The 21789-nt window shown below is 67.7% G+C and carries 22 protein-coding genes; 10 read left to right on the forward strand and 12 right to left on the reverse strand.

All coding sequences use genetic code 11. From position 1 onward, the window contains the following. The first annotated feature begins 245 nt into the window (after positions 1–245). Entirely contained in the window at positions 246–698 is a 453-nt protein-coding gene (locus VFE83_RS12135; protein WP_324906460.1) for a DUF192 domain-containing protein, read from the forward strand. A 14-nt stretch (positions 699–712) separates the two neighbouring features. On the opposite strand, the gene VFE83_RS12140 is transcribed toward VFE83_RS12135, so the two are convergent. Continuing rightward, complete coding sequence (locus VFE83_RS12140; RefSeq protein WP_324906463.1) at positions 713–937, reverse strand: rubredoxin; 225 nt, start codon at positions 935–937, stop codon at positions 713–715. Positions 938–974: 37 nt separating this feature from the next. Between VFE83_RS12140 and thiE the strand changes: the two genes are divergently transcribed. Beyond that, positions 975–1640, forward strand: coding sequence for a thiamine phosphate synthase (gene thiE, locus VFE83_RS12145; RefSeq protein ID WP_324906465.1), 666 nt, complete (start codon positions 975–977; stop codon positions 1638–1640). Continuing rightward, positions 1637–2923 carry a glutamate-1-semialdehyde 2,1-aminomutase gene (gene hemL, locus VFE83_RS12150; protein WP_324906467.1) on the forward strand — a complete coding sequence of 429 codons (1287 nt, stop codon included), beginning with the start codon at positions 1637–1639 and terminating at the stop codon, positions 2921–2923. The genes thiE and hemL overlap by 4 nt, the downstream gene beginning before the upstream one ends. A gap of 111 nt (positions 2924–3034) precedes the next feature. On the opposite strand, the gene VFE83_RS12155 is transcribed toward hemL, so the two are convergent. From VFE83_RS12155 to VFE83_RS12170, 4 genes are all read right to left on the reverse strand, one after another. Next, on the reverse strand, positions 3035–4264 hold the full coding sequence (locus VFE83_RS12155) for an acetylornithine/succinyldiaminopimelate transaminase (RefSeq protein WP_324906469.1): 1230 nt from the start codon (positions 4262–4264) through the stop codon (positions 3035–3037). Between the two features lie 65 nt (positions 4265–4329). Beyond that, a complete protein-coding gene (locus tag VFE83_RS12160) occupies positions 4330–5427 on the reverse strand; it encodes a glutathionylspermidine synthase family protein (protein WP_324906471.1) in 1098 nt (365 codons plus the stop codon). Between the two features lie 4 nt (positions 5428–5431). After that, entirely contained in the window at positions 5432–5878 is a 447-nt protein-coding gene (locus tag VFE83_RS12165) for a hypothetical protein (protein ID WP_324906473.1), read from the reverse strand. Next, entirely contained in the window at positions 5878–6276 is a 399-nt protein-coding gene (locus VFE83_RS12170; RefSeq protein ID WP_324906475.1) for a DUF350 domain-containing protein, read from the reverse strand. Before VFE83_RS12170 ends, VFE83_RS12165 begins: the two co-directional genes overlap by 1 nt. A 112-nt stretch (positions 6277–6388) precedes the next feature. Between VFE83_RS12170 and VFE83_RS12175 the strand changes: the two genes are divergently transcribed. Next, on the forward strand, positions 6389–7258 hold the full coding sequence (locus VFE83_RS12175; protein WP_324906477.1) for an ion transporter: 870 nt from the start codon (positions 6389–6391) through the stop codon (positions 7256–7258). 432 nt (positions 7259–7690) lie between these two features. Here VFE83_RS12175 and VFE83_RS12180 read toward each other — a convergent pair whose 3' ends face one another. Both VFE83_RS12180 and VFE83_RS12185 read right to left on the reverse strand, forming a co-directional pair. Beyond that, positions 7691–8539, reverse strand: a complete 849-nt coding sequence (locus VFE83_RS12180; RefSeq protein ID WP_324906479.1) for an NAD(P)-dependent oxidoreductase — start codon at positions 8537–8539, stop codon at positions 7691–7693. A gap of 28 nt (positions 8540–8567) precedes the next feature. Continuing rightward, positions 8568–9224 (reverse strand): serine/threonine protein kinase, encoded by a 657-nt coding sequence (locus VFE83_RS12185; RefSeq protein ID WP_324906481.1) that lies wholly within the window; start codon positions 9222–9224, stop codon positions 8568–8570. Between the two features lie 124 nt (positions 9225–9348). Here VFE83_RS12185 and VFE83_RS12190 point away from each other — a divergent pair, with 124 nt between their 5' ends. Beyond that, positions 9349–11346: a bifunctional DedA family/phosphatase PAP2 family protein gene (locus tag VFE83_RS12190; RefSeq protein WP_324906483.1), complete on the forward strand. Its 1998-nt coding sequence runs from the start codon at positions 9349–9351 to the stop codon at positions 11344–11346. Here VFE83_RS12190 and VFE83_RS12195 read toward each other — a convergent pair. The 3 genes from VFE83_RS12195 to VFE83_RS12205 all read right to left on the reverse strand — a co-directional run bounded on the left by VFE83_RS12195 (position 11335) and on the right by VFE83_RS12205 (position 14186). After that, positions 11335–11922 (reverse strand): LON peptidase substrate-binding domain-containing protein, encoded by a 588-nt coding sequence (locus VFE83_RS12195; protein WP_324906485.1) that lies wholly within the window; start codon positions 11920–11922, stop codon positions 11335–11337. The genes VFE83_RS12190 and VFE83_RS12195 overlap by 12 nt on opposite strands. Before the next feature lie 45 nt (positions 11923–11967). Continuing rightward, a complete protein-coding gene (locus tag VFE83_RS12200; protein WP_414674735.1) occupies positions 11968–13374 on the reverse strand; it encodes a Mur ligase family protein in 1407 nt (468 codons plus the stop codon). Between the two features lie 233 nt (positions 13375–13607). Next, positions 13608–14186, reverse strand: a complete 579-nt coding sequence (locus tag VFE83_RS12205) for an adenylate kinase (protein ID WP_324906487.1) — start codon at positions 14184–14186, stop codon at positions 13608–13610. 165 nt (positions 14187–14351) lie between these two features. On the opposite strand from VFE83_RS12205, the gene VFE83_RS12210 reads away from it, so the two are divergent. The 3 genes from VFE83_RS12210 (at position 14352) to VFE83_RS12220 (ending at position 17148) form a co-directional block, all read left to right on the forward strand. Beyond that, on the forward strand, positions 14352–15608 hold the full coding sequence (locus tag VFE83_RS12210) for a 6-phosphofructokinase (protein WP_324906489.1): 1257 nt from the start codon (positions 14352–14354) through the stop codon (positions 15606–15608). A 173-nt stretch (positions 15609–15781) separates the two neighbouring features. Next, positions 15782–16519 carry a hypothetical protein gene (locus VFE83_RS12215; RefSeq protein WP_324906491.1) on the forward strand — a complete coding sequence of 246 codons (738 nt, stop codon included), beginning with the start codon at positions 15782–15784 and terminating at the stop codon, positions 16517–16519. Further along, on the forward strand, positions 16516–17148 hold the full coding sequence (locus VFE83_RS12220; protein ID WP_324906493.1) for a hypothetical protein: 633 nt from the start codon (positions 16516–16518) through the stop codon (positions 17146–17148). The genes VFE83_RS12215 and VFE83_RS12220 overlap by 4 nt, the downstream gene beginning before the upstream one ends. A 42-nt stretch (positions 17149–17190) precedes the next feature. Here the strand turns inward: VFE83_RS12220 and VFE83_RS12225 are convergent, their stop codons facing one another. Next, positions 17191–17709 (reverse strand): hypothetical protein, encoded by a 519-nt coding sequence (locus VFE83_RS12225; RefSeq protein ID WP_324906495.1) that lies wholly within the window; start codon positions 17707–17709, stop codon positions 17191–17193. Positions 17710–17904: 195 nt separating this feature from the next. On the opposite strand from VFE83_RS12225, the gene VFE83_RS12230 reads away from it, so the two are divergent. After that, positions 17905–19932 carry a sodium-translocating pyrophosphatase gene (locus tag VFE83_RS12230; RefSeq protein WP_324906497.1) on the forward strand — a complete coding sequence of 676 codons (2028 nt, stop codon included), beginning with the start codon at positions 17905–17907 and terminating at the stop codon, positions 19930–19932. A 62-nt stretch (positions 19933–19994) separates the two neighbouring features. Here the strand turns inward: VFE83_RS12230 and VFE83_RS12235 are convergent, their stop codons facing one another. Further along, the gene (locus tag VFE83_RS12235; protein WP_324906498.1) at positions 19995–20978 is read right to left on the reverse strand and encodes an MBL fold metallo-hydrolase; all 984 of its coding nucleotides are present in this window, start codon (positions 20976–20978) and stop codon (positions 19995–19997) included. Between the two features lie 215 nt (positions 20979–21193). On the opposite strand from VFE83_RS12235, the gene ppa reads away from it, so the two are divergent. Then, complete coding sequence (ppa, locus tag VFE83_RS12240) at positions 21194–21748, forward strand: inorganic diphosphatase (RefSeq protein WP_324906499.1); 555 nt, start codon at positions 21194–21196, stop codon at positions 21746–21748. Positions 21749–21789: the final 41 nt, after the last annotated feature.

Raw genomic sequence — 21789 nt, forward strand, 5'->3', positions numbered from 1 at the left:
TCCTTCGACGGCCGTCCCAGCCAGCAGGGCCGCGCATCTTACAGCACCTTCGAAGTTCGTCAACCGCCCTTCGAAAACCGCCTCCAACACACCCCCGCTTCGATCAACTTCACCTCGGCGGGGCGCGCATTGTGCACATGCGGCAGCGGTTTGGGAAGCCCCGATTTCCGCTTGCCACCGCTTGACTCGCACATGCGGTCGCCGGATGTTCTGGCTCCCGCGTCCAATCCTGACTGGAGCCCGCCATGCCTACCTTCCGATCGCTGCTCGCCTGCTGCGGGCTGGCCCTTTCCGGCTGCGCCAGCGGGGCCGGCGCCGACAGCTGGGTCGAGCTGAACGGCCAGCGCTATTCGGTGGAGATCGCCGACGACGATGCCGAGCGCGCGCGTGGCCTCATGTTCCGCGACGAGCTCGCGCAGGGGCGCGGCATGCTGTTCATCCACGAACGCCAGGAACCGTTGGCCTACTGGATGAAGAACACCCGGATTCCGCTGGACATCCTGTACTTCGATTCCACCAGGAAGCTGGTTTCGCAGCAGCGTGACGTGCCGCCGTGCTCCATGGGAGATCGCTGCCCGCCGTACCCGAGCGATGCGCCCGCCCGTTTCGTGCTGGAGCTCAATGCCGGCGAGGCCGCCAAACTGGGGCTGAAGGATGGGGCCGAACTGACCTTCGGACCTGGGCTGCCGAAGCTCTGAAGCTGCGATGTCGCTTAGAGCGGCATCATCTCGAAGTCGTCCTTGGTGACGCCGCAATCCGGGCACGTCCACGTGTCCGGGACGTCCTCCCAGCGGGTGCCGGGCGCGATGCCCTCTTCCGGCAGGCCTTGGGCCTCGTCGTAGATGAAGCCGCAGACGACGCACATCCAGGTGCGGAAGGTGGTGGTCGCGGCGGTCTCGGGCATGGGCGGATAATGCGGGAATTGCGGAACGCGCATTGTCCCACCGCGCCCGCGCCCACGGAAGCATTCCCGCATGAATCCCGCCTGGCCCACACGCGGCCTCTACGCCATTACGCCCGACGACGGCGACACCGTGCGGCTGCTGCAGCGCGTGGAGGTGGTGTTGCGCGCGGGCACGGCATGGCTGCAGTACCGCAACAAGCGGGCCGATTCCGTGTTGCGCGGCGAGCAGGCGCGCCAGTTGCTGCCGCTCTGCCGAGCTTACGGTGTTCCGCTGATCGTCAACGACGACTGGCGCCTTGCAGTGGCCATCGGCGCGGACGGCGCGCACCTGGGCGAGGACGATGGTGAGCTGCCCGCTGCGCGCACTGCACTTGGCGATGCGATCCTGGGCGCGTCGTGCTACGCCGATCTCCACCTTGCACGCAAGGCTGCGTCTGCGGGCGTGGACTACATCGCGTTCGGAGCGTTCTTCCCATCGCCCACGAAACCCAATGCGCGTCGCGCCACGCCCGCGCTGCTGCGCGATTCGGCCGCGCTTGGCTTGCCGCGGGTAGCGATCGGCGGCATCACTCCGGACAATGCGACGGCATTGGTCGAAGCCGGCGCCGACCTGCTCGCGGTGATCTCGGGCGTGTTCGACGCACCCGATCCCGCCGCTGCGGTCCGCGCATATCGCGCCTGTTTCGACGCAAGCGCCCACACTTCCTCCCCTTCCCCCGAACTGCCCACGCCATGAACCAAGAACGCTCGCACGCCCTGTTCACCCGCGCCAAGGACCTCATTCCGGGCGGAGTCAATTCGCCGGTGCGCGCCTTCAAGTCGGTTGGCGGCGAGCCGTTCTTCGCGCAGCGCGCGGAAGGCGCGTACCTGTTCGACGTCGATGGCAACCGTTACGTCGATTACGTCGGTTCCTGGGGCCCGATGATCGCCGGCCACGCGCATCCGCAGGTGCTCGCAGCGGTCGAGGAAACCATGCGTCATGGCCTGAGCTTCGGCGTGCCGAATCCGCTCGAGGTGACGATGGCCGAGCGGATCACGCAGATCGTGCCGAGTTGCGAAATGGTCCGCATGGTGAACTCCGGTACCGAGGCCACGCTGTCGGCGATCCGCGTGGCGCGCGGCGCGACGGGGCGCAGCCGCATCGTCAAGTTCGAAGGCTGTTACCACGGCCATGGCGACAGCTTCCTGGTGAAGGCGGGCAGCGGCGTGATGACGCTGGGCCTGCCCAACTCGCCGGGCGTGCCGTCGGCGCTCGCCGACCTCACGCTGACGATTCCGTACAACGATTTCGATGCGGCCACCCAACTGTTCGACGAGGTCGGAAGCGAAATCGCGGGCCTGATCATCGAACCGATCGTCGGCAACGCGAACTGCATCCTGCCACGCAACGGCTACCTGCAGCACCTGCGCGAGTTGTGCACGAAGCACGGCGCGCTGTTGATCTTCGACGAGGTGATGACCGGCTTCCGCGTCGCGCTGGGCGGCGCGCAGGAGCGTTATGGCATCACGCCGGACCTGTCGACGTTCGGCAAGATCATCGGCGGCGGCATGCCGGTGGGTGCGTATGGCGGACGCCGCGACCTGATGGCGCAGGTCGCGCCAAGCGGCCCGATCTACCAGGCCGGCACGCTCAGCGGCAATCCCGTGGCCATGGCCGCAGGCCTGGCGACGCTGGACCTGATCCAGGTGCCGGGCTTCCATGCCGCGCTGCAGGAGGCCACCGACAGGCTCTGCGACGGGCTGGAAGCCGCCGCGCGCGATGCCGACATCGCATTCACCACCACGCGAGCGCCGGGCATGTTCGGCCTGTATTTTCGCGAAGGGCCGGTTGAAACCTTCGAGGACGCGAAGGCTTCCGACACTGGGCGATTCAATCGCTTCTTCCACGGCATGCTGGGGCGCGGCGTGTACCTGGCCCCGTCGGCGTTCGAAGCGGGCTTCGTGTCCAGCGCGCATGGCGACGCGGAGATCGCAAACACCATCGAGGCGGCGCGCGCCGTGTTCGCGGAACTCGCGTGACGCGCTGCGCGCTGGACCCTCTACGGCAGGCACGCTCGGGTCGAAGTCTTCGACCCGGATTCGCACAACACGTCGGTGGCGTCATTCCTGCAGGGAGCGACGCCGTTGCGGTCAACCGGCGGCGAATGTCCGCAGTGCGGCGCGCAGCCGCTGCAGGCCTTCGGCCACGTCGTCGTCGCTGATGTTCAGCGCGGGCACGAAACGCAGTACGTCCGGACCCGCCTGAAGCAACAGCAGCCCCTGCTCGACGCACAGGTCGAGGATCTGCGCCGCCTTGCCGGCATGTTCGGGGCGCAATTGGGCGCCCAGCATCAGGCCGAATCCGCGGACTTCGGAGAACAGGTTCAGCTCGGCATCGATCCTCGCCAGTGCGTCGCGAATGGCGCGCGACTGGCGCTCGACGTTGGCAAGCAGTTGCGGCGAGGACAGCTCGCGCAGCGCCGCACGCGCGACCGCGGCGGCGAGGGGGTTGCCGCCGAATGTGGTGCCGTGCGCGCCGAACTGCATGGATTCGGCCGCCTTTTCGCCCACCAGCATCGCGCCGATCGGGAAGCCGCTTCCAAGTGCCTTGGCCAGCGTGACCACGTCTGGGGTGATGCCGTAGGCATGGCACGCAAACAGATGTCCGGTGCGGCCCATGCCGCACTGGATCTCGTCGAGCATCAGCAAGGCGCCGTGCCGATCGCAGAGCTTGCGCAGGCCGAGCAGGAACTCCTCGGTGGCGGGCGTGACCCCGCCCTCGCCCTGCACCGGTTCGACGAGTACGGCGCACACGTCGCCCGGGGCCATCGCCGCTTCGGCGGCGGCGAGATCGTTGAAGTCGCTATAGCGGAAACCGGGCGGCAGCGGCTCGAAACCTTCGTGGTATTTCGGCTGCGCACCGGCGGTCACCGCCGCGAGCGTGCGGCCGTGGAAGCTGCCGCGGAAGGTGAGGATCACGCGGCGATCGGGCTCGCGTCCCTGCGCGGTGGCCGACTTGCGCGCCAGCTTGATCGCGGCCTCATTGGCTTCCGCGCCGGAGTTGCAGAAGAACACGCGCTGCGCGAAACGCGACGCGGTCACCAGTTCTTCGGCCAGTCGCAGCGGCGGCTCGCTCACGAACACATTGCTGGTGTGCCACAGCTTGCCCGCCTGTTCGGTCAGCGCCGCGACCAGGGCCGTATGTGCGTGCCCCAGCGCGTTGACCGCGATGCCGGCGCCGAAGTCCACATACTCGCGACCGTCGCGATCCCACACGCGTGCGCCGCGACCATGGTCGAGCACGATGCGACGTGGCCGGTAGACGGGCAGGTAGTAGCGTTCGGACAGCGAGAACAGGTCGGCGGACGTGGTGTGGCTCATGAGTTGCGGGCGCGGTTCGGCAGAACCCGCATTGTCGCCGATTGCACGCTCCAGCGCGGGCGGCCTCAGTCGAAGCAGTGCGGGACGAAGCGGCTGGTGTTGCGCGTGACCGGGCCGTCGTCCTCCCGGATACCCAGCCCTACCGTCTCGTCGCCAATCACCCACGCCCCGAGCAGCGCGTGCCCGCCCTCGCTGCGGTAGAGCGGCGCGAAGCCCTGGTAGACCACTGCGGACTCGGCGAAATCGATGCCGCGCTCGGCGATGAACACGCCCTCGCCTTCGCGCCCGTGCCGCGGCTTGGCGACGACCGGGCCCGGAATCTCGCGCGGATCGTGCGACGCGGGCAGCAGGTTCGGATGGCCGGGATACAGGCGCCAAAGCAGGGGCAGCAGCGACTTGTTGGACAGCACCTGCTTCCAGGCCGGCTCGATCCACGTCGTCGGCGCGCTTGGCAAGTGGGCCGCGAAGCCCTCGGACATCATCCACTCCCACGGATACAGCTTGAACATGCGCGTGATCGGCCGATCGTGCAGGTCCACGAAGCCGGAATCGCGCCACCCAATGTCCGAGATGTCCAACAGGTCCGTCGTGAAACCCGCCTGGGCGCAGCTCTCCCGCAGGTATTCGACCGTGGCCTCGTCCTCGCGGGTTTCCAGGCACCCGGCAAAATGCACCACTGCATCGTGCGGCAGCAGTTCGGCCCAGCGCTCCACCAGCTTCTCGTGGATCAGGTTGAACTGGTCCGCACCGGCACGCGTGTCTTCCAGCCAGTGCCACTGCACGATGGACGCCTCGAACAGTGAAGTCGGCGTGTCGGCGTTGTATTCCAGCAGTTTCGGTTCGCCACGGCCGTCGTAGGCCAGGTCCATGCGACCGTACAGCGCGCGCTCGCCGTTACGCCACGAAGCCTCGACCATCGCCGCAGCATTCTGATCAAGACCAAGCGGCTCGTACTCGCCGCGCTCGATCACATGCGCCACGGCCTGCAGGCACATCGCGTGCAGTTCGTTGCCGGCGTTCTCGATGCGGTCGATTTCGTCGGCGTCGAAGCGATAGCACGCATCCTCGATCCAGTACGGACCGTCGAGCGTGTGGAAATCGAATCCCAGCGACTCGACTCGTGCCCGCCAGTCTTCGCGCGGCGCACGCGATTGCCGGCGCATCGACTCAGGAACCCGCAGCGCGAACGCGGCCGGTAGCGCCGAATCCGCCGCGGTAACCGCTTTCGATCGAGGTAGGCGGCCGGTAGCCCGTGTCCCTTCCGTAGCTGCCGTAGCCGCCATGACCGCCGTATCCGTAACGCGTCCCGTAGTGCCTGCGGCATTCGCCCTCGCCCGGATCGTCGGCGCGGCGGTCGGAGACATCACGTGCGTACCACGGTCCGGTCCAACCGCCGTTCGCATAGTCGCGTTCGCAGCGATTGCCGTAATCGCACTCGCAGCTGGCGCGATCCACATAGCGGTTGCGGCGCATCGGATCGGCGGTAACGTCGCGTAGGATCGGCAGGCCGATCAGCGCGACCGCACCGATGGTGAGCCACGGAATCTCGCGTCCGCGCCGCGATTCCGAGACCTTCTGGATGATCGGCGAGGCCGAGCGGCGACGTTTGGCCATCAGTACACCATCGCCGCCGCGTTGAGCAGGCCCACGCCCACGTGCAGCGTGGCGGCGAGCACCGCAGCCGCCTGTTCGGCGCGCTCAATGCGTGCCGGGAAGCCAGGCAACAACAAGCGTGTGAGCCCGTAGGCAGAGGCCTGGGCCAGCAACGCGACCGCTCCCCACAACGCCAGGTCGACCAGGCTCACGCTGTGTGCCATCGCGCTGGCAAGCGGCAGGCAGAAGCCGGCCAGCGCGCCCGACAACGCGGTGCTGGCGGCGAGATTGCCCTGGCGGATCAGTTGCAGCTCGCGGTGCGGCGTGAGGTGCAGGTAGATGGCCAGGAACAGCACGACGAAACCCAGGCCCACGGCGAAATAGCCGGCGAAGGCCGGTAGTCCTTGCAAGTACGGCATGTCCTTTCCCCAAAGTTGCGCGGCGACGTTAGCGTGCCGCGGTGGCCTTCACAAGCCCGGTTTGCATAGCCTGCACGGCATGCTGCGGACAATGGCCGCCGGAGGTGAGGCGATGCCCCTGCTGCTCGATCCACAGCTCAATCCCGCCAGCGAATCCGGGTGGCGCCGGCGGTGGTTCGACGTCGTGTTCCGGCACGACACGTGGCGTGCGCGCAACTTCGACCTGGCGCTGATCGCGGTGATCCTGACTAGCGTGATAGTGATCATGCTGGACAGCGTCGCGCGCATCCATGCAAAGCACGCCGCGCTTCTGTATCTCATCGAATGGGGCTTTACGCTGCTGTTCACCGCCGAATACGGGCTGCGCCTGCTGGTGGTGCGGCGCTGGTGGCGGTATGCCTTCAGCCTGTGGGGACTGATCGACCTGCTGTCGATCCTGCCGACGTATCTGTCGCTGTTCCTGCCTGGTAGCCAGAGCCTGCTGGCCGTGCGGATCCTGCGCATGCTGCGGTTGTTCCGCATCCTCAAGATGACCCAGTACGTCGAGGAAGGCGGCGTGCTGATGGGCGCGCTGTGGCGCAGCCGGCGCAAGATCTTCGTCTTCGTCTGCGCGGTGCTCACCATCACCGTGATCTTCGGCGCGGTGATGTACGTGGTGGAAGGACCAGAGCACGGGTTCGCCAGCATTCCCACCAGCATGTACTGGGCGGTGGTGACGATGGCGACGGTGGGCTTCGGCGACATCGCGCCGCAGACGACGCTGGGCCGGTTCATCACGTCGCTGCTGATCCTGATCGGCTACAGCATCATCGCCGTGCCGACCGGCATCTACACGGCAGAACTGGCCAGCAGCCTGCGCGAAGCCAGCGACGCGCAACGCTTCGACCGCCGCGGCTGTCCCGAATGCGGGCTGGAAGGCCACGATCCCGCCGCGCATTTCTGCCGTCACTGCGGCCAAAGGCTACCGGGGGTGATGGGGTGAGGGATCGCGCTTGCGAGGCATTGCCTTGCGCGGTCGCGAACGCCCGGCCATGGATGGCCGGGCCGGGCGATCCGAAGCCGATACGTCGCGCCATGGATGGCAGCAGATCTCGAAACGAACGCTCAGCTGCGAGGCACTGGCTCGCACAAGGCAAACGCCCGGCCATGAACGGCACAAGGACCGTAACCAGGATGTTTGTCCGCGGCAGCGGCGCCATCCGCACTTCGACTTCGCGGCTGCGCCGCTACGCTCAGGGCGAACGGTATGACGTGGGAGCCTCCTTGTTGAGCAAGTGTGAGAGAGCGACGGCGGGCCAAATTGCGAGCTCGCGTTCCCCATCGCGCCGTCGTGCGACCACCAGCGTCCAGCTTGGACAGTTCGGTCGCGAGCAAGCTCGCTCCTACAAAGACCATCGACTTCCTGCGAAGCGAACTACCGCGGCTTCCTCGCCAACTGCGAATCCGTCAGGAACAGATCCGGCAGCAGGTGGTCGGTATTCGGGTCGACCGCGTACCCGCTGAAGTCGGTGACGCCGGCGGCGAACAGCACGTCGTCGTCGATGAGGAAGTGGCCGTAGAAGTCATCCGACGGGCGCACCAGCACGGCATGCGCGGCGTCGGCGACGATCTCGGGCGTGCGGCACTGCTCCGGGCGGACACCGGGAATCATGTTGATGGCGTCCGTCGCGATGACGGTGCGTGGCCACAAGGCATTCACTGCGACGCCCTGCGGGCCGAATTCGGCGGCCAGGCCCAGCGTCACGAAGCTCATGCCCATCTTCGCCAGCGTGTAGGCGGTGTGCGGCGCCCACCATTTGGGATCGAGGTTGAGCGGCGGCGCCAGCGACAGGATGTGCGGATCGGGCGCTTTCAGCAGATGCGGCAGGCAGGCCTGGGAACACAGGAACGTGCCGCGCGCGTTGACCTCCTGCATCAGGTCGTAACGCTTCATCGGCGTGTCCAGCGTGCCACGCAGCCAGATCGCGCTGGCGTTGTTGACCAGGATGTCGATGCCGCCGAATGCGTCCACCGTGGCCGCGACCGCCGCGAGCACTTCCTCCTCCTCGCGGATGTCGCATTTCAGCGCGAGCGCCTTGCCGCCCGCGGCTTCCACTTCGGCCGCGACCGTATGGATGGTGCCGGGCAACTTGGGATTGGGCACCGCCGACTTGGCGGCAATGGCGATGTTCGCCCCGTCGCGCGCGGCCCGCAGGGCGATCGCGCGGCCTATCCCACGCGAGGCGCCGGTGATGAAGAGGGTCTTGCCGGACAGCGTGCGCATGGCGCGTCCTCCTTGGTGGCCAGGGCGCCTAGGGCTTGGGCCCTTGGCCTTCGTTGTCTTCCCATTGCAGCAGCCGGCGCGTTACGAACCGGTAGACCGGCTTGCCGGTGGCGAACCATGCCTCGCGCACCCACGAATGGCGCTTGAGCATGCGTCGTTCCACCGGCGTCAGCGCCTGCGGGCAATAGGTGCGTTTGTGCTTGAGCAGATGGCGCAGGTCCTCGCGCGCGAGCAACCGCATCCAGCGCGCTCGTGGATCGCCGCGCGTGGCGAGCTGGAAATCGATGATGGCCGGTTGCCCATCGGCCAGCACCAGCCAGTTGGCTTCCTTCGCCAGATCGTTGTGCGCAAGCCCGCGTCGGTGCAGTTGCTGCAGCAGCCGCCGCGCGCGATGGAAATACGCCACATCGCCGCGGGGCGGGCGCTGGTACATGGCGGCGCCGTCGAGGTAGCTGCGATCGAGCCGTCCGCCGGTCCAGCGCAGCAGTTGCGGCGCCGCCAGACCCTGCACGCGCTGCAGCGCGCGCGCCTCGCGTCGCGCCAGCCACCACGCCGGCAGGCGCAGCCACCAGGGCACGTGGGCAATGTCGCGTCGCACGAACAGGCCGCGCTCATCCCGCATCAGGGCGATGCGGCCGAAGCTGTCGGCCTTGAGTGCGCTGATCTCGACCGCTTCGGTGGGCATCGCGCAAGTGTACGACGTGGCCCGTCCTCCCCAGCGGCGGCTGACGGATTCGTGACCTGTCGATGGCACGCGCGTGACGCGCCGCTGCCTTCGCGCTTACCGGGGCTGCTGCCATAATCGGCCGATGCAACCGGCCTGGATCGAAAGCGCGACCGCCTGGATCGCGGCCCACCCCATCGCGGCCGGCGCCGTCATTTTCCTCATCGCCTTCTGCGACGCGCTGGTCGTGCTGGGCATCGTGGTGCCGGCGCTGCCACTGCTGTTCGCGGTGGGCGCGCTGGTCGGGCTGGGCCACATCAACGGACCGTATGCGCTGGTCTGCGCGACGCTGGGCGCGTTCGTAGGCGATGCTCTGAGCTTCTGGGTCGGGCATCGCTGGGGCCCGCAGTTGCGCAGCCGCTGGCCGTTCTCGCGTTATCCGCAATGGCTGGATCGCGGCGAGGCGATGTTCCGCCGGCACGGCACGAAGAGCATCGTGATCGCGCGGTTCGTCGGTGCGGTGCGGCCGTTCGTGCCAGCCATCGCGGGCATGCTGCACGTGCCCCTGCGACGCTATGCCCTGCCCAGCCTCGGCGCGTGCATCGTGTGGGCGGCGCTGTTCCTGCTGCCCGGCTGGGTGCTCGGCAAGTCCTACGATGCCGTGGCCGCCGTAGCCGACCGCCTCGCCCTGGTGCTCGGCGCGCTGGTGGTGGTGATCGCGCTGGTCTGGGCCACCGTGCTCTACACCTGGCGATGGTTCGCCGCGCATGCGGACAACCTGCTGGCGCGTGCGCTGCGCTGGACGCGCAACCATCCGCGGCTGGGCCGCTACGCGGCCGCGCTGATCGACCCGAACCGCCCCGAATCGCCCTCCCTGCTGATGCTGGCCGTCTGCCTGCTGGCGATCAGCTGGGCCTGGTTCACGCTGCTGGCCACGCTGCTGGCCAGCGGCGGCCCGCTGGCACTGGATCACACCATCCACGAACTGATGTGGAGCCTGCGCAACCCGCTGGCCGACCGCATGATGGCGGCGCTCGCCTGCATCGGCGATGCATCGGTGCTGGGTCCGGCCGCGCTGGTCGCGCTGGCCTACCTGATCTGGCGCAAGCGCTGGATGGCCGCCGCGCATTGGCTGGCGGCCATCGTGTTCGGCCTGGTACTGACCTCGCTGCTCGAAGCGGCCATCGACATGCCGCGTCCGCCGACGGCACCGGCCGGATTCGGCTTTCCGTCGGTGGCGGTCACCATGACCACCATCGTGTTCGGTTTCTTCGCCGTACTCATTGCGCGCGAGCTGCCGGGCCGCACGCGCGTGTGGCCTTACCTGCTGGCCGGCGTGGTCACGGCCGTGGTCGGGTTCGCTCGCCTCTACCTGGGCGCGCACTGGCCCAGCGACCTGGTCGGCGGGACCCTGTTCGGCGTGTTGTGGCTGCTGGTGCTGGGCATCGCGTATCGCCGCCACGTGCAGCGCTCGTTCTGGATGCGCCCGCTGGCGTGGTTGTTCTACGGCACGTTCGTGGTGGCGGCGTTGTGGCACGCGCCGCGCACCGCCGACACGCTGCTTGCACGCTTCGAGGCGGCCGCACCCACGACCGTGATGGACGACCAGGACTGGTGGGAAGGTGCCTGGACGCAACTGCCGGCACAGCGCAACGAACGCGACGAACGCCGTCGCTGGCCGCTCGACGTGCAGGTCGCCGGTGCGCTCGACCCGCTGCGCAGCCGCCTGGAAGCCGCTGGCTGGCGCGTGCAGCCGCAGGCGGACTGGGTGGTCACGCTGGGGCTGCTCGACGACGACACCGATCCGCACGCGCAGGCGGTGCTGCCGGCAACCCTGGACGCGCAGGCCGAAACCCTGCTGATGCTGCACGACGGCGCGCGCAAGGACGAGCTGTATGCGCTGCGGTTATGGCGCGCACCCGTGCTGCTGGACGACGGCACGCCGCTGTGGATCGGCACCACGCAGACGCTGCGCCTGAACAAGCCGCTGGGCGCCGCGGCACTGTGGCTGCCGATCACCGACGACGGACACGCGCACGAACTGGTCAAGCAGGCGCTCGGCGGCATGGTGATGCTGGAAGCGCCGCATCCGAGCGGCACGACCCGGGTGCTGCGGATCAGGACGGCCGCGTCAGGGCAGTAGCGCGAGCAGCCGGTCCAGGCGCGCGTGCGGGTCGTCGGTCTGCAACAGCACCTGGCGTTGCGACAGTTCCAGCGGCAGCAGCTCGGCCAGTCGCCAGCCGACCCAGGCCGCGTCGTCGAAGCGCGCATGTGGCGCCTTGGCGTGCTCGCCGCCGATCTTCTCGACGATCTGCTCGAGCAGCTTGCCCAGCAGGCCATGCTCCGGTCGCAGCGGGTCGTCAGGATCGGGATCGCACCAGGTCACGTCGGCCACCTGCAGGCCGTTGTCGCGCACCCGCACGCGTTGCGCGTGGAAGCGGCGCGCCCCGCGTACCTGCAGGGTCAACAGGCCGTCATCGCCGCGGCCGAAATCCTCGATCAGTGCCTCGGTGCCATACGCAGCCGCGCTGGCCGGCGCGCCGGCCTCCTGCCCGTCGATGATCAGGCAAACGCCAAAACCCTTGCCGCCGCGTGCGCAGTCGCGCACCAGGTCCAGGTAACGCGGCTCGAACACGCGCAGGCCCAGTGCCGCACCGGGCAGCAGCACGGTGTGCAGCGGGAACAGTCCCAGTGGCTGGAGTTCGTCGTCCGCGGACATCGGGGCAAGTTTAGGTCGGAACCGCCCCGGATGCCGTGCCGTGGTTCAGCGTTCGTCCTGTTCGTGCAGCGCCGCGAGGAAGCGACGCGGCGCGCCATCGAAGCCGCCGTTCGACATGAATACGACGTGGTCGCCCGAGCGGACGCGCGCACGCATCGCGGCGATCAGCGCATCCGCGTCCGCCACGGTGACGCCGGCACCGCGCAGAGCAGAGACGACCTTGTTCGCATCCCACGCGAGCTCCGGCCGATGCAGGAAGACCACTTCGTCCGCGATATCCAGCGACGGCGCCAGCGCCTCGGAATGCGCACCCAGGCGCATCGAATTGCTGCGCGGTTCCATCGCCACCACAATCCGCGCATCGCCCACCTTCGCGCGCAGGCCGGCCAGCGTCGTCGCGATCGCGGTGGGATGGTGTGCGAAGTCGTCGTAGATGGTGACTTCATGCGCGCGGCCGATCACTTCCAGCCGGCGCTTGACGCTGCGGAACTGCGCCAGCGCAGGCAGCACCAGCGAGACGTCGACGCCCACCGCATTGGCCGCGGCGAGTGCGGCCAGCGCGTTCATCACGTTGTGGCGGCCCAGCAGCGGCCAGCGCACTTCGCCGATCTCGACGCCGCGGTGGATCACGACGAAGACGCTGCCGTCTTCGTTGACCAGGCGCGCCGTCCAGTCGAACGCCGCCTGCGCGGCGGCACGCTGGTCGGCGCGGTCGCCGTGGCCTTCGGAAGGCGCCGCCGACGGCAGCAGGCTCGCGTCCAGGCCGAAGGTTTCCACCGGAGTCCAGCAGCCCATCGCCAGCACTTCGGCCAGGCGGCGGTCCTCGCCGTTGACGATGAGCCGGCCGCGGCGCGGCACGGTGCGCACCAGATGGTGGAACTGGCGCTGGATCGCGGCCACGTCGGGGAAGATGTCCGCGTGGTCGTACTCCAGGTTGTTGAGGATCGCCACCAGCGGTCGGTAGTGGACGAACTTGCTGCGCTTGTCGAAGAACGCAGTGTCGTATTCGTCGGCCTCGACCACGAACTCGCGCCCCTCGCCGACGCGCGCGGAGACGCCGAAGTCCTCCGCCACGCCGCCGATCAGGAAGCCCGGCGCGCGGCCGGCGACCTCCAGCAGGAAGGTGAGGATGGTGGTGGTGGTCGTCTTGCCGTGGGTGCCGGCCACGGCCAGCGTGTCGCGGCCCGGCAGCAGGTTCTCGCTGAGCCACTGCGCACCGGACGTGTAGCGCCGGCCGTCGTCGAGCACCTGCTCCACCGCCGCATTCCCGCGCGAAAGTGCGTTGCCGACGACGATCTGTTCGCAGTCCGCGGAGATGTTGCCGGGCACATAGCCTTGGCGCAGCGCGATGCCGAGCTTTTCCAGCTGCGTGGACATCGGCGGATACACGGCCTGGTCGCTGCCTTCGACCTCGTGTCCCAGTTCGCGCGCAAGCGCGGCGACGCCGCCCATGAAGGTTCCGGCGATACCCAAGATATGGATCTTCAAGATTGCGAGCCCTTAGACGATCGCAGCAGTTCGTTCACGCATGGGTCCGCGGCGGGCGCGGAGATTCGATCATGCAACGCTTCGGGCGAGTCGCAGCCATCCATGGCGAAGCCTGCCCAGCTTCGGATTGCCCGGCCCGGCCATCCATGGCCGGGCGTTCGGCAGACCGCGCGGCAGTGCCGCGCGAGCGGCCTGCCTCACCCAACCTCTTTAGCCGGCTGCAGCGCTTCGAGGATGCGGTTGAACACGTCGTCCAGCGTGCCCACGCCGTTCACCACGGTGAGCTGGCCGTGTTGACGGTAGAACTCGATCACCGGCGCGGTCTGGTCCTCGTAGACCTTCAGGCGCGTGCGCACGGATTCCGGACTGTCGTCCGCACGGCCCTCGGCCTTCGCGCGGCCGGCGATGCGCTCGACCAGCAGTTCGGCCGGCACGTCCAGCTGCACGGCGTAATCCATCGGCTGGCCGATGCGCTGCAGCAGCTGGTCCAGCGCGCCCGCCTGGACGAGATTGCGCGGATAGCCGTCGAGAATGAAGCCGCCCTTGGTGTCGGGCCGCGAGAAGCGATCCTCGAGCATGCCCAGCAGGATCTCGTCGCTGACCAGATTGCCCGACGCCATGATCTCCTTGGCCTCCAGACCCAGCCTGGTGCCGGCGGCCACTTCGGCGCGCAGCAGGTCGCCGGTGGAAATGTGCGGGACCTGCAGATGGTCCTTGAGCCGCGCGGCCTGCGTGCCCTTGCCGGAGCCGGGCGCACCCAGAAGTACCAATCGCATCAACGTCACTCCTAGAACGGGAAAATTCTGCGCCGTCTCGGCGGCGCGGCCCGGGCGGTCCCGGTCGCGAACCCGCGGCGCGGCGCTAAACTCGGGCGCTGCAGCCCCGCCGGGGCAAATATTGCGGTCACTTTACCGCATCCCGCCCTCAATCCAGGAATGGACATGGCCTCCGGAACCCTGCTCTACGCGCAGTCGGGCGGCGTCACCGCCGTCATCAACGCCACCGCCTCGGCCGTGATCCAGGCCGCCCGTGCCCGCAAGGTCCGCGTGCTGGCCGGACGCAACGGCATCCTGGGCGTGCTGAACGAGGAACTGATCGACACCTCGAAGGAACCCGCGGGAACCATCGCGCGGCTGGCCCATACCCCGGGCGGCGCGTTCGGCTCGTGCCGGGTCAAGCTGAAGTCGCTGGACCAGGACCGCGCGAAATACGAGCGTTTGATCGAGGTGTTCCGCGCGCACGACGTGCGCTGGTTCCTCTACAACGGCGGCAACGACTCGGCCGATACCGCGTTGAAGGTCTCGCAACTGGCGGAGGAGTTCGGCTATCCGCTCACCTGCGTGGGCGTGCCCAAGACCGTGGACAACGATCTGGCGGTCACCGACTGCTGCCCGGGATTCGGTTCAGCCGCCAAGTACACCGCCGTATCCGTGCGCGAATGCGCGCTGGACGTGGCGGCGATGGCGGAAACGTCCACCAAGGTGTTCGTGTATGAAGCGATGGGCCGCCACGCCGGCTGGCTGGCGGCTGCGGCCGGACTGGCGGGCGAAGGCCCGGACGAGGCGCCGCATCTCATCCTCTTCCCCGAACGCCCGTACGAAGAAGCGGACTTCTTCGCCAAGGTGAAAGCCACCGTCGAGCGCGTGGGCTACTGCGTGGTCGTCGCCAGCGAAGGCATCCAGACCGCGGACGGCAGGTTCGTCGCCGACGCGGGTGGCGGCAAGGACTCCTTTGGTCATACGCAGCTCGGCGGCGTGGCCTCGTTCCTTGCCGGACGCGTGAAGGACGCGCTGGGCTACAAGGTGCACTGGGCCCTGCCCGACTACCTGCAGCGCTCGGCCCGGCACCTGGCCTCGAAGACCGATCTCGACCAGGCGCAGGCAGTGGGGCGCAAGGCGGTGGAGTTCGCGCTGAAGGGCATGAACGCGGTGATGCCGGTGATCGTGCGTACGTCCGACATGCCGTACCGCTGGAAGATCGAAGCCGCACCGCTGTCGAAGATCGCCAACCACGAAAAGAAGATGCCGGCGAATTTCATCCGCGCCGACGGCTATGGCATCACCCCCGCCGCGCGCCGCTACCTGGAACCGCTGATCCGAGGTGAAGCGCCGCCCCCGTACGGTCGGGACGGCATTCCGAAGTACGTGACGCTGAGGAACGTGCTGGTGGCGAAGAAGCTGGCCCAATCGCAGGAATGACGTCGACGCCGTCGTTCGACTGACATGCGCAGTCATCACGCGGCAGGCTGATCGGACAACATTGCCGAGCCTGTCCGGATCGGCAACCATTGGCATGCCCAAGGCTGGGGGACACCGAACGGTGCAGCCCGGGCATTCCTGCCGTCATCGGCACACACAATCAGGGGGAAGATATGCCTCGCAAGCTCAAGGCTTTGCTGGCTGCTGTCGTCGTACTCACGGCACTGACCGGTTGCGTTTCCAAGCCGCAGCGCCAGGCGCTCAATCGCGCCGCCGCGCCGCAGTTGAAGTCGATCACCGTGCTGCAGATGCGGCCCAGCGAGCCGACGGTGATGATCATGAACAACCCGGGTTACCAGTTCGGCCTGATCGGCGCGCTGGTCGCCGAAGCCAACATGGCACCCAAGCGGGCACAGCTGCGCGAACACCTCAAGCAGGCGCAATTCGATGAAGTCGTGGCCTTCCGCGAGGCCTTCGACGCGCTGCTGCAGCAACGCGGCTACCAGGTGATCTGGCCCGACGCCCTGGAAGAACCGGAAGGCAAGAAGACCAAGCGCGACATGTGGGGCCAGCGCAAGGCACTGGTGGCCGTCCATGAAGGCGACGCGCAACTCGACATCAACTTCGGTTTCGTCGGCTACGCTTCGGCCGGCGCTGGGGACGCGCAGCCGTACAGGCCCACCGTCACCATGACGGCGCGCCTCATGACCGCCGATGGCAAGACCAAGCTGTTCCAGGACACGTTCGTCTACAACAACGTGTTCAACACGCCCGATGCCGTGGTGATCGACCCGGACCAGCGCTACGTCTATCCCGACTCCACAGACCTCGAGAAGGCCGGCGTGGCGAAGGCGGACGGACTGAAGCTCGCCGTGCAGGCGATCGCCGAAAAGATCGCGGCGCAGCTGTGAGCACCGCCATGCACAGGATCGCGGTGGCGCTGCTGCCGCTGCTGCTGGTGGCCTGCGCCTCGGTGCCGAAAGCGCCCAATCGCGTGAACCTGCAAGGACAGTGCGCGCCGTCTCTGGCCGCACTGCAGCCGACGCCGCTTACCGCGTCGATTGCCCCGGAGGGCAAGAAGGTCAAGGCGGCGCCCTTGACCGACTTCGCTGCCCTGGGCCAATGCGTGGAGAACGAGAAGGGACGTGTCGCGACCATCATGTGGAAGCTGCAGGATGTTCCGCTGCCTTCCATGGTGCGGCTGGAGATCATCGCCAACGATGCGGCCACCCTCGCGGCCGGCATGGCGCTCCTCGACGAGCAGCACCGGGTCGTTCGCCGCCATGGCTTCCACGAGTTCGCCCGACGCGGCAGATCGTTCACGCTCGACATGTTCCTCAATCCGTCCGACGACGGCGTGCGCTATCTCGTGCTCACGCCCGACCCCGACTGGGTCGGCAAGCAGGACGAAACGATCTCCGGCATCACCAACACGGTGTATCTGGCCTACGGCGCGGTCTACAACTACGGCACCGAAGGCAAAAGCGTGCGTCAGCTGTCCGATGCAGGTCAGCTGCGGATCCAGATTCTGCCGCTGTGAGGTTTTTGTTCCGGCCGAGGCCTCGCGCCCGGCCGGAACGACTCAACGGCAGTTCTGGCCTTCGACCGCCATTTGCGCGGCGAACTGGGGCACGGCGGCCAGGTTGCCGCTCTTCGCGGCCTGCCGCTGTTCCTCCAGGTAGATGCGCGAGCGGCCCTGCGCGTCCGTCTTGGGTGGCGCCGCCTGGCCCGGCTTGCGCCAGACCTGCACGACCGCCTGCTGCGACGGACACGACGCGTTGGGAACGCGGATCACGTCGTTGAGGATCCACCCAGCGGAGGCCGATGGCTTGGCCTTGGCAGCATCGACGAAGCGCGCCCGTGGCTGGCATTGCGGGCTGGTGCGCACCACCGTGAATACGTAGGGCTCGCCCGCCTGCCCTGTGAACATGCCTTCTAGGCGCGCGCAGGCTTCGGGAATCTGGCGGAGGGTGTGCACCGCGTTCTGCGCCTGCGGTTGCGCCATATCGCGCGCGATTTCGGGCTTCGGGTCGGCCGCCGACACGTGCGCTGCGAACGTGGCGAAAGTGACGGCGGCGAGAAGGACGGGCAACAGGCGCATGCGACATTTCCTCTGTCCGTGACCGGCATCGCAGGCTGGCACGGCCGCGCTGAATGCTGCGTTCACAGCGTGCGTGCCGCCGGGGGCTATGCGATAGTCGGCCCGTTGCGGCGGTGACCCACGACCCGCGCAGCTACAACTCGAAAGGTACGTAACTCGAAATTCCGATGTATCCACTTCTACGGGGAGGGGTTCATGCTGGAGCAGTACGGTTTGGCCTTGGCGCTGGTGTGCGCCGTCATCGCGATCCTCTACGGGATCGTCTCCGCGCGATGGATCAACGCGCAACCCGCCGGCAACGAACGCATGCAGCAGATCGCCGGCGCGATCCAGGAAGGCGCACGCGCCTACCTCAACCGGCAATACACCACCATCGCCATTGCCGGCGTGGTGCTGTTCGTGCTCATCGGCCTCTTCCTCACCTGGCCCACGGCGATCGGCTTCCTGATCGGCGCGGTGCTGTCCGGTGCGGCGGGTTACATCGGCATGAACGTGTCGGTGCGCGCGAACGTCCGCACCGCCGAAGCCGCACGCAAGGGCATGAGCCCGGCGATGGACGTCGCATTCCGCGGCGGCGCGATCACCGGCATGCTCGTGGTCGGCCTGGGCCTGCTGGGCGTGGCCGGCTACTACTGGATCCTGCAGCGGCTCGGCCACACTGGTGAACATGCGCTGCATGCGCTGGTGGGCCTGGCGTTCGGTTCATCGCTGATCTCGATCTTCGCGCGACTGGGCGGCGGCATCTTCACCAAGGGCGCCGACGTGGGTGCCGACCTGGTTGGCAAGGTCGAGGCCGGTATTCCCGAGGACGATCCGCGCAACCCTGCCGTCATCGCGGACAACGTCGGCGACAACGTCGGCGACTGCGCGGGCATGGCGGCGGACCTGTTCGAGACCTACGCCGTCACCGTGATCGCGACGATGCTGCTGGGCGGCCTGATGATCGCCGAGGCCGGACGCAATGCGGTGCTGTATCCGCTGGTGCTCGGCGGCGTGTCGATCATCGCGTCGATCATCGGCGCGTTCTTCGTGAAGGTGAAGGCTGGCGGCTCGATCATGGGCGCGCTGTACAAGGGCGTGATCGTGTCCGCGGTGCTCGCCGCGATCGCGTTCTACCCCATCACCACTTCGCTGATGGCCGACAACGCGCACGGCGCGATGAACCTCTACGGCTGCGCGATCATTGGCCTGGTGCTGACGGGCGCGATCGTGTGGATCACCGAGTACTACACCGGCACGCAGTTCAAGCCGGTGCGCCACGTCGCCGCCGCATCGACCACCGGTCACGGCACCAACATCATCGCGGGCCTGGGCGTATCGATGAAGTCCACCGCGCTGCCGGTGATCGCGGTGTGCCTGGCGATCTGGTTCGCGTTCTACCTGGGCGGCCTGTATGGCATCGCTATCGCGGCCACCGCGATGCTGTCGATGGCGGGCATGATCGTCGCGCTCGATGCATACGGCCCGATCACCGACAACGCCGGCGGCATCGCCGAGATGAGCGAACTCCCGCCGGAAGTGCGCAACGTCACCGATCCGCTGGACGCGGTGGGCAACACCACCAAGGCGGTGACCAAGGGGTATGCGATCGGTTCGGCCGCGCTGGCCGCGCTGGTGCTGTTTGCCGACTACACGCACAACCTGCAGGCGGCCAACCCGGGCGAGACTTTCACGTTCGACCTGTCCGACCACACGGTGATCATCGGCCTACTGATCGGCGGCCTCATCCCGTACCTGTTCGGCGCCATGGCGATGGAAGCCGTGGGTCGTGCGGCAGGTGCCGTGGTGGAAGAAGTACGCCGCCAGTTCCGCCAGATCAGCGGCATCATGGAAGGCACCGCCAAGCCCGAGTACGACAAGGCAGTGGACATGCTGACTCGGTCGGCGATCAAGGAAATGATCGTGCCGTCGCTGCTGCCGGTGATCGTGCCGATCATCGTCGGCCTGCTGCTGGGGCCGAAGGCGCTGGGCGGCCTGCTGATCGGCACCATCGTCACCGGCCTGTTCGTCGCCATCTCGATGACCACCGGCGGCGGCGCATGGGACAACGCCAAGAAGTACATCGAGGACGGCAACTTCGGCGGCAAGGGATCCGATGCGCACAAGGCCGCCGTCACCGGCGACACCGTGGGCGACCCCTACAAGGACACCGCGGGCCCGGCCATCAACCCGCTGATCAAGATCATCAACATCGTGGCGCTGCTGATGGTGCCGCTGCTGTAGGCACAAGGATCAGTCGAGAGAAGCGGCGGCCTGCGGGTCGCCGTTTTTCTTTCCGCGATGCCTCAGCCCGCCTTCGCGGTGCGTGCGCGGCGAAGGCGGCGCATCCAGCGCACCAGCAGCCAGATCGCCAGCGCCAGCAGCACCAGCACGCCAATCGCCACCGCCGCGACATTGCGCAGCGGATTGGTCAGCACGAACGAGGGGTGGCTCGCGTAGAAGCCATTGAAGTCGTCCAGCGCCTGCGGCAGCGCGAGCACCTCCGCCTTCGTCAACGGCAGTGGACGTTCGTCCGGATGGTGCGTGGCACCGTGCGGGTACAGATGACCTTCGCGGTCGTGTTCCACATGCCCACCCAGCACGTGCGATACCGGGCGATCATTCACGAAAGCCGCGATGCGCGAGGCGCTGGCCTTGAAGGCATCCGCATCGTCGACCGTGAGCCGCCCCGGCAGCAGGAAATCGCCGGTCAGCAGCAGCCCGGTCGAGTCATCGTGGAATACGACGTGGTTGGGGTTGTGACCCGGTGCCGGCAGCACATGCACCACGCGACCGCCCAGATCGAGCTGCGCAACGCCGTCCGGCCAGCGATCCAGGCCGTAGAAGCGACGGACGCCATCGAGGTCCGCGGGCACGATCCGCACCTCCGGCAGCGACGCGAACTGCGCGTCGCCCTCGCGATGGTCGCTGTGGCTGTGCGTGTGCGCGACCACCAGTGGCAGCCTTGCTCCGTTGCGGGTCGGCAGCAGCTCCAGCACGCGCTGCGCGAGCGGCATGCGCTTGGCATCGGCGATGGCGCCCGTGTCGACCAGCAGCGCGCGCTCGTTGCCGACCAGCAGGTAGAGGAAGTTCGCCTCGAAGCTGGCGCAGGGGCTCTGCCTCAGGATGAAGGTTCGCTGGTCGAAGGCGTGGACCTGCAGGGGCGTCCACTGCCCCGTCGCGCAGTCGGCCGCGCCCTCGTCCCAGCGCACGTCCAGGTTCCCTGGCGGGGGCTGGGCCTTCGCCGTGGCCATCAGTGCGGCCAGCACCACTGCCATCCATGTCTTCATCGCGGGATCTCCGTGCGGTCGAATCGGTGCAGCGTACGGCCACGCCGGTGCCGAACCCATGCCTGGAAGTCACTCGTCTGCGCCTGTGGAGGGCAAGACCGGCTTGCGGCCACGGGGCTGCTGCGCCGCAGCACCCGGCCGCGTAAAATGCCCGACCCGCTATCCCCGAAACCACGGCCGCCCTCCGGCGCGGCCCCGAGCAGTTGGAGCACCGCATGGGTCTGGACCTCGTCCCCACCGGCAAGAACCCGCCGGATGAGATCAACGTCATCATCGAAATCCCGAAAGACGCCGAGCCGGTCAAGTACGAGGTCGACAAGGCTTCGGGCGCGATCTTCGTCGACCGCATCCTGTCCACGCCGATGCGCTACCCCTGCAACTACGGCTACGTCCCGCACACGCTGTGCGGCGACGGCGACCCGGCCGACGTGCTGGTGATCCTGCCGCTGCCGCTGGTGCCCGGTTCGGTGATCCGTGCGGTCCCGGTCGGCGTGCTGAAGATGAGCGACGAGGCCGGCAGCGACGAGAAGCTGATCGCCGTGCCGGTGCCGAAGATCTTCGGCGGCTACGCGCACATCACCGACATCGAGCAGGTTTCGCAGCACTGGCTCGACCGCATCGGCCACTTCTTCGAGCACTACAAGGATCTCGAGAAGGGCAAGTGGGTGAAGATCGAAGGTTGGGGCAACGCCGCCGAAGCCAAGAAGATCCTCACCGACGCGATCGCCCGCTACAACGCGACCTCGGAAGAGGACAAGCCGAAGTTCTGATCAGGCCCTCGTCCTGATGACGAAAGAAGCCGCCACTCTGG

The organism is Lysobacter sp. (assembly GCF_035655815.1).
Taxonomy (GTDB): Bacteria; Pseudomonadota; Gammaproteobacteria; order Xanthomonadales; family Xanthomonadaceae; genus Lysobacter_J.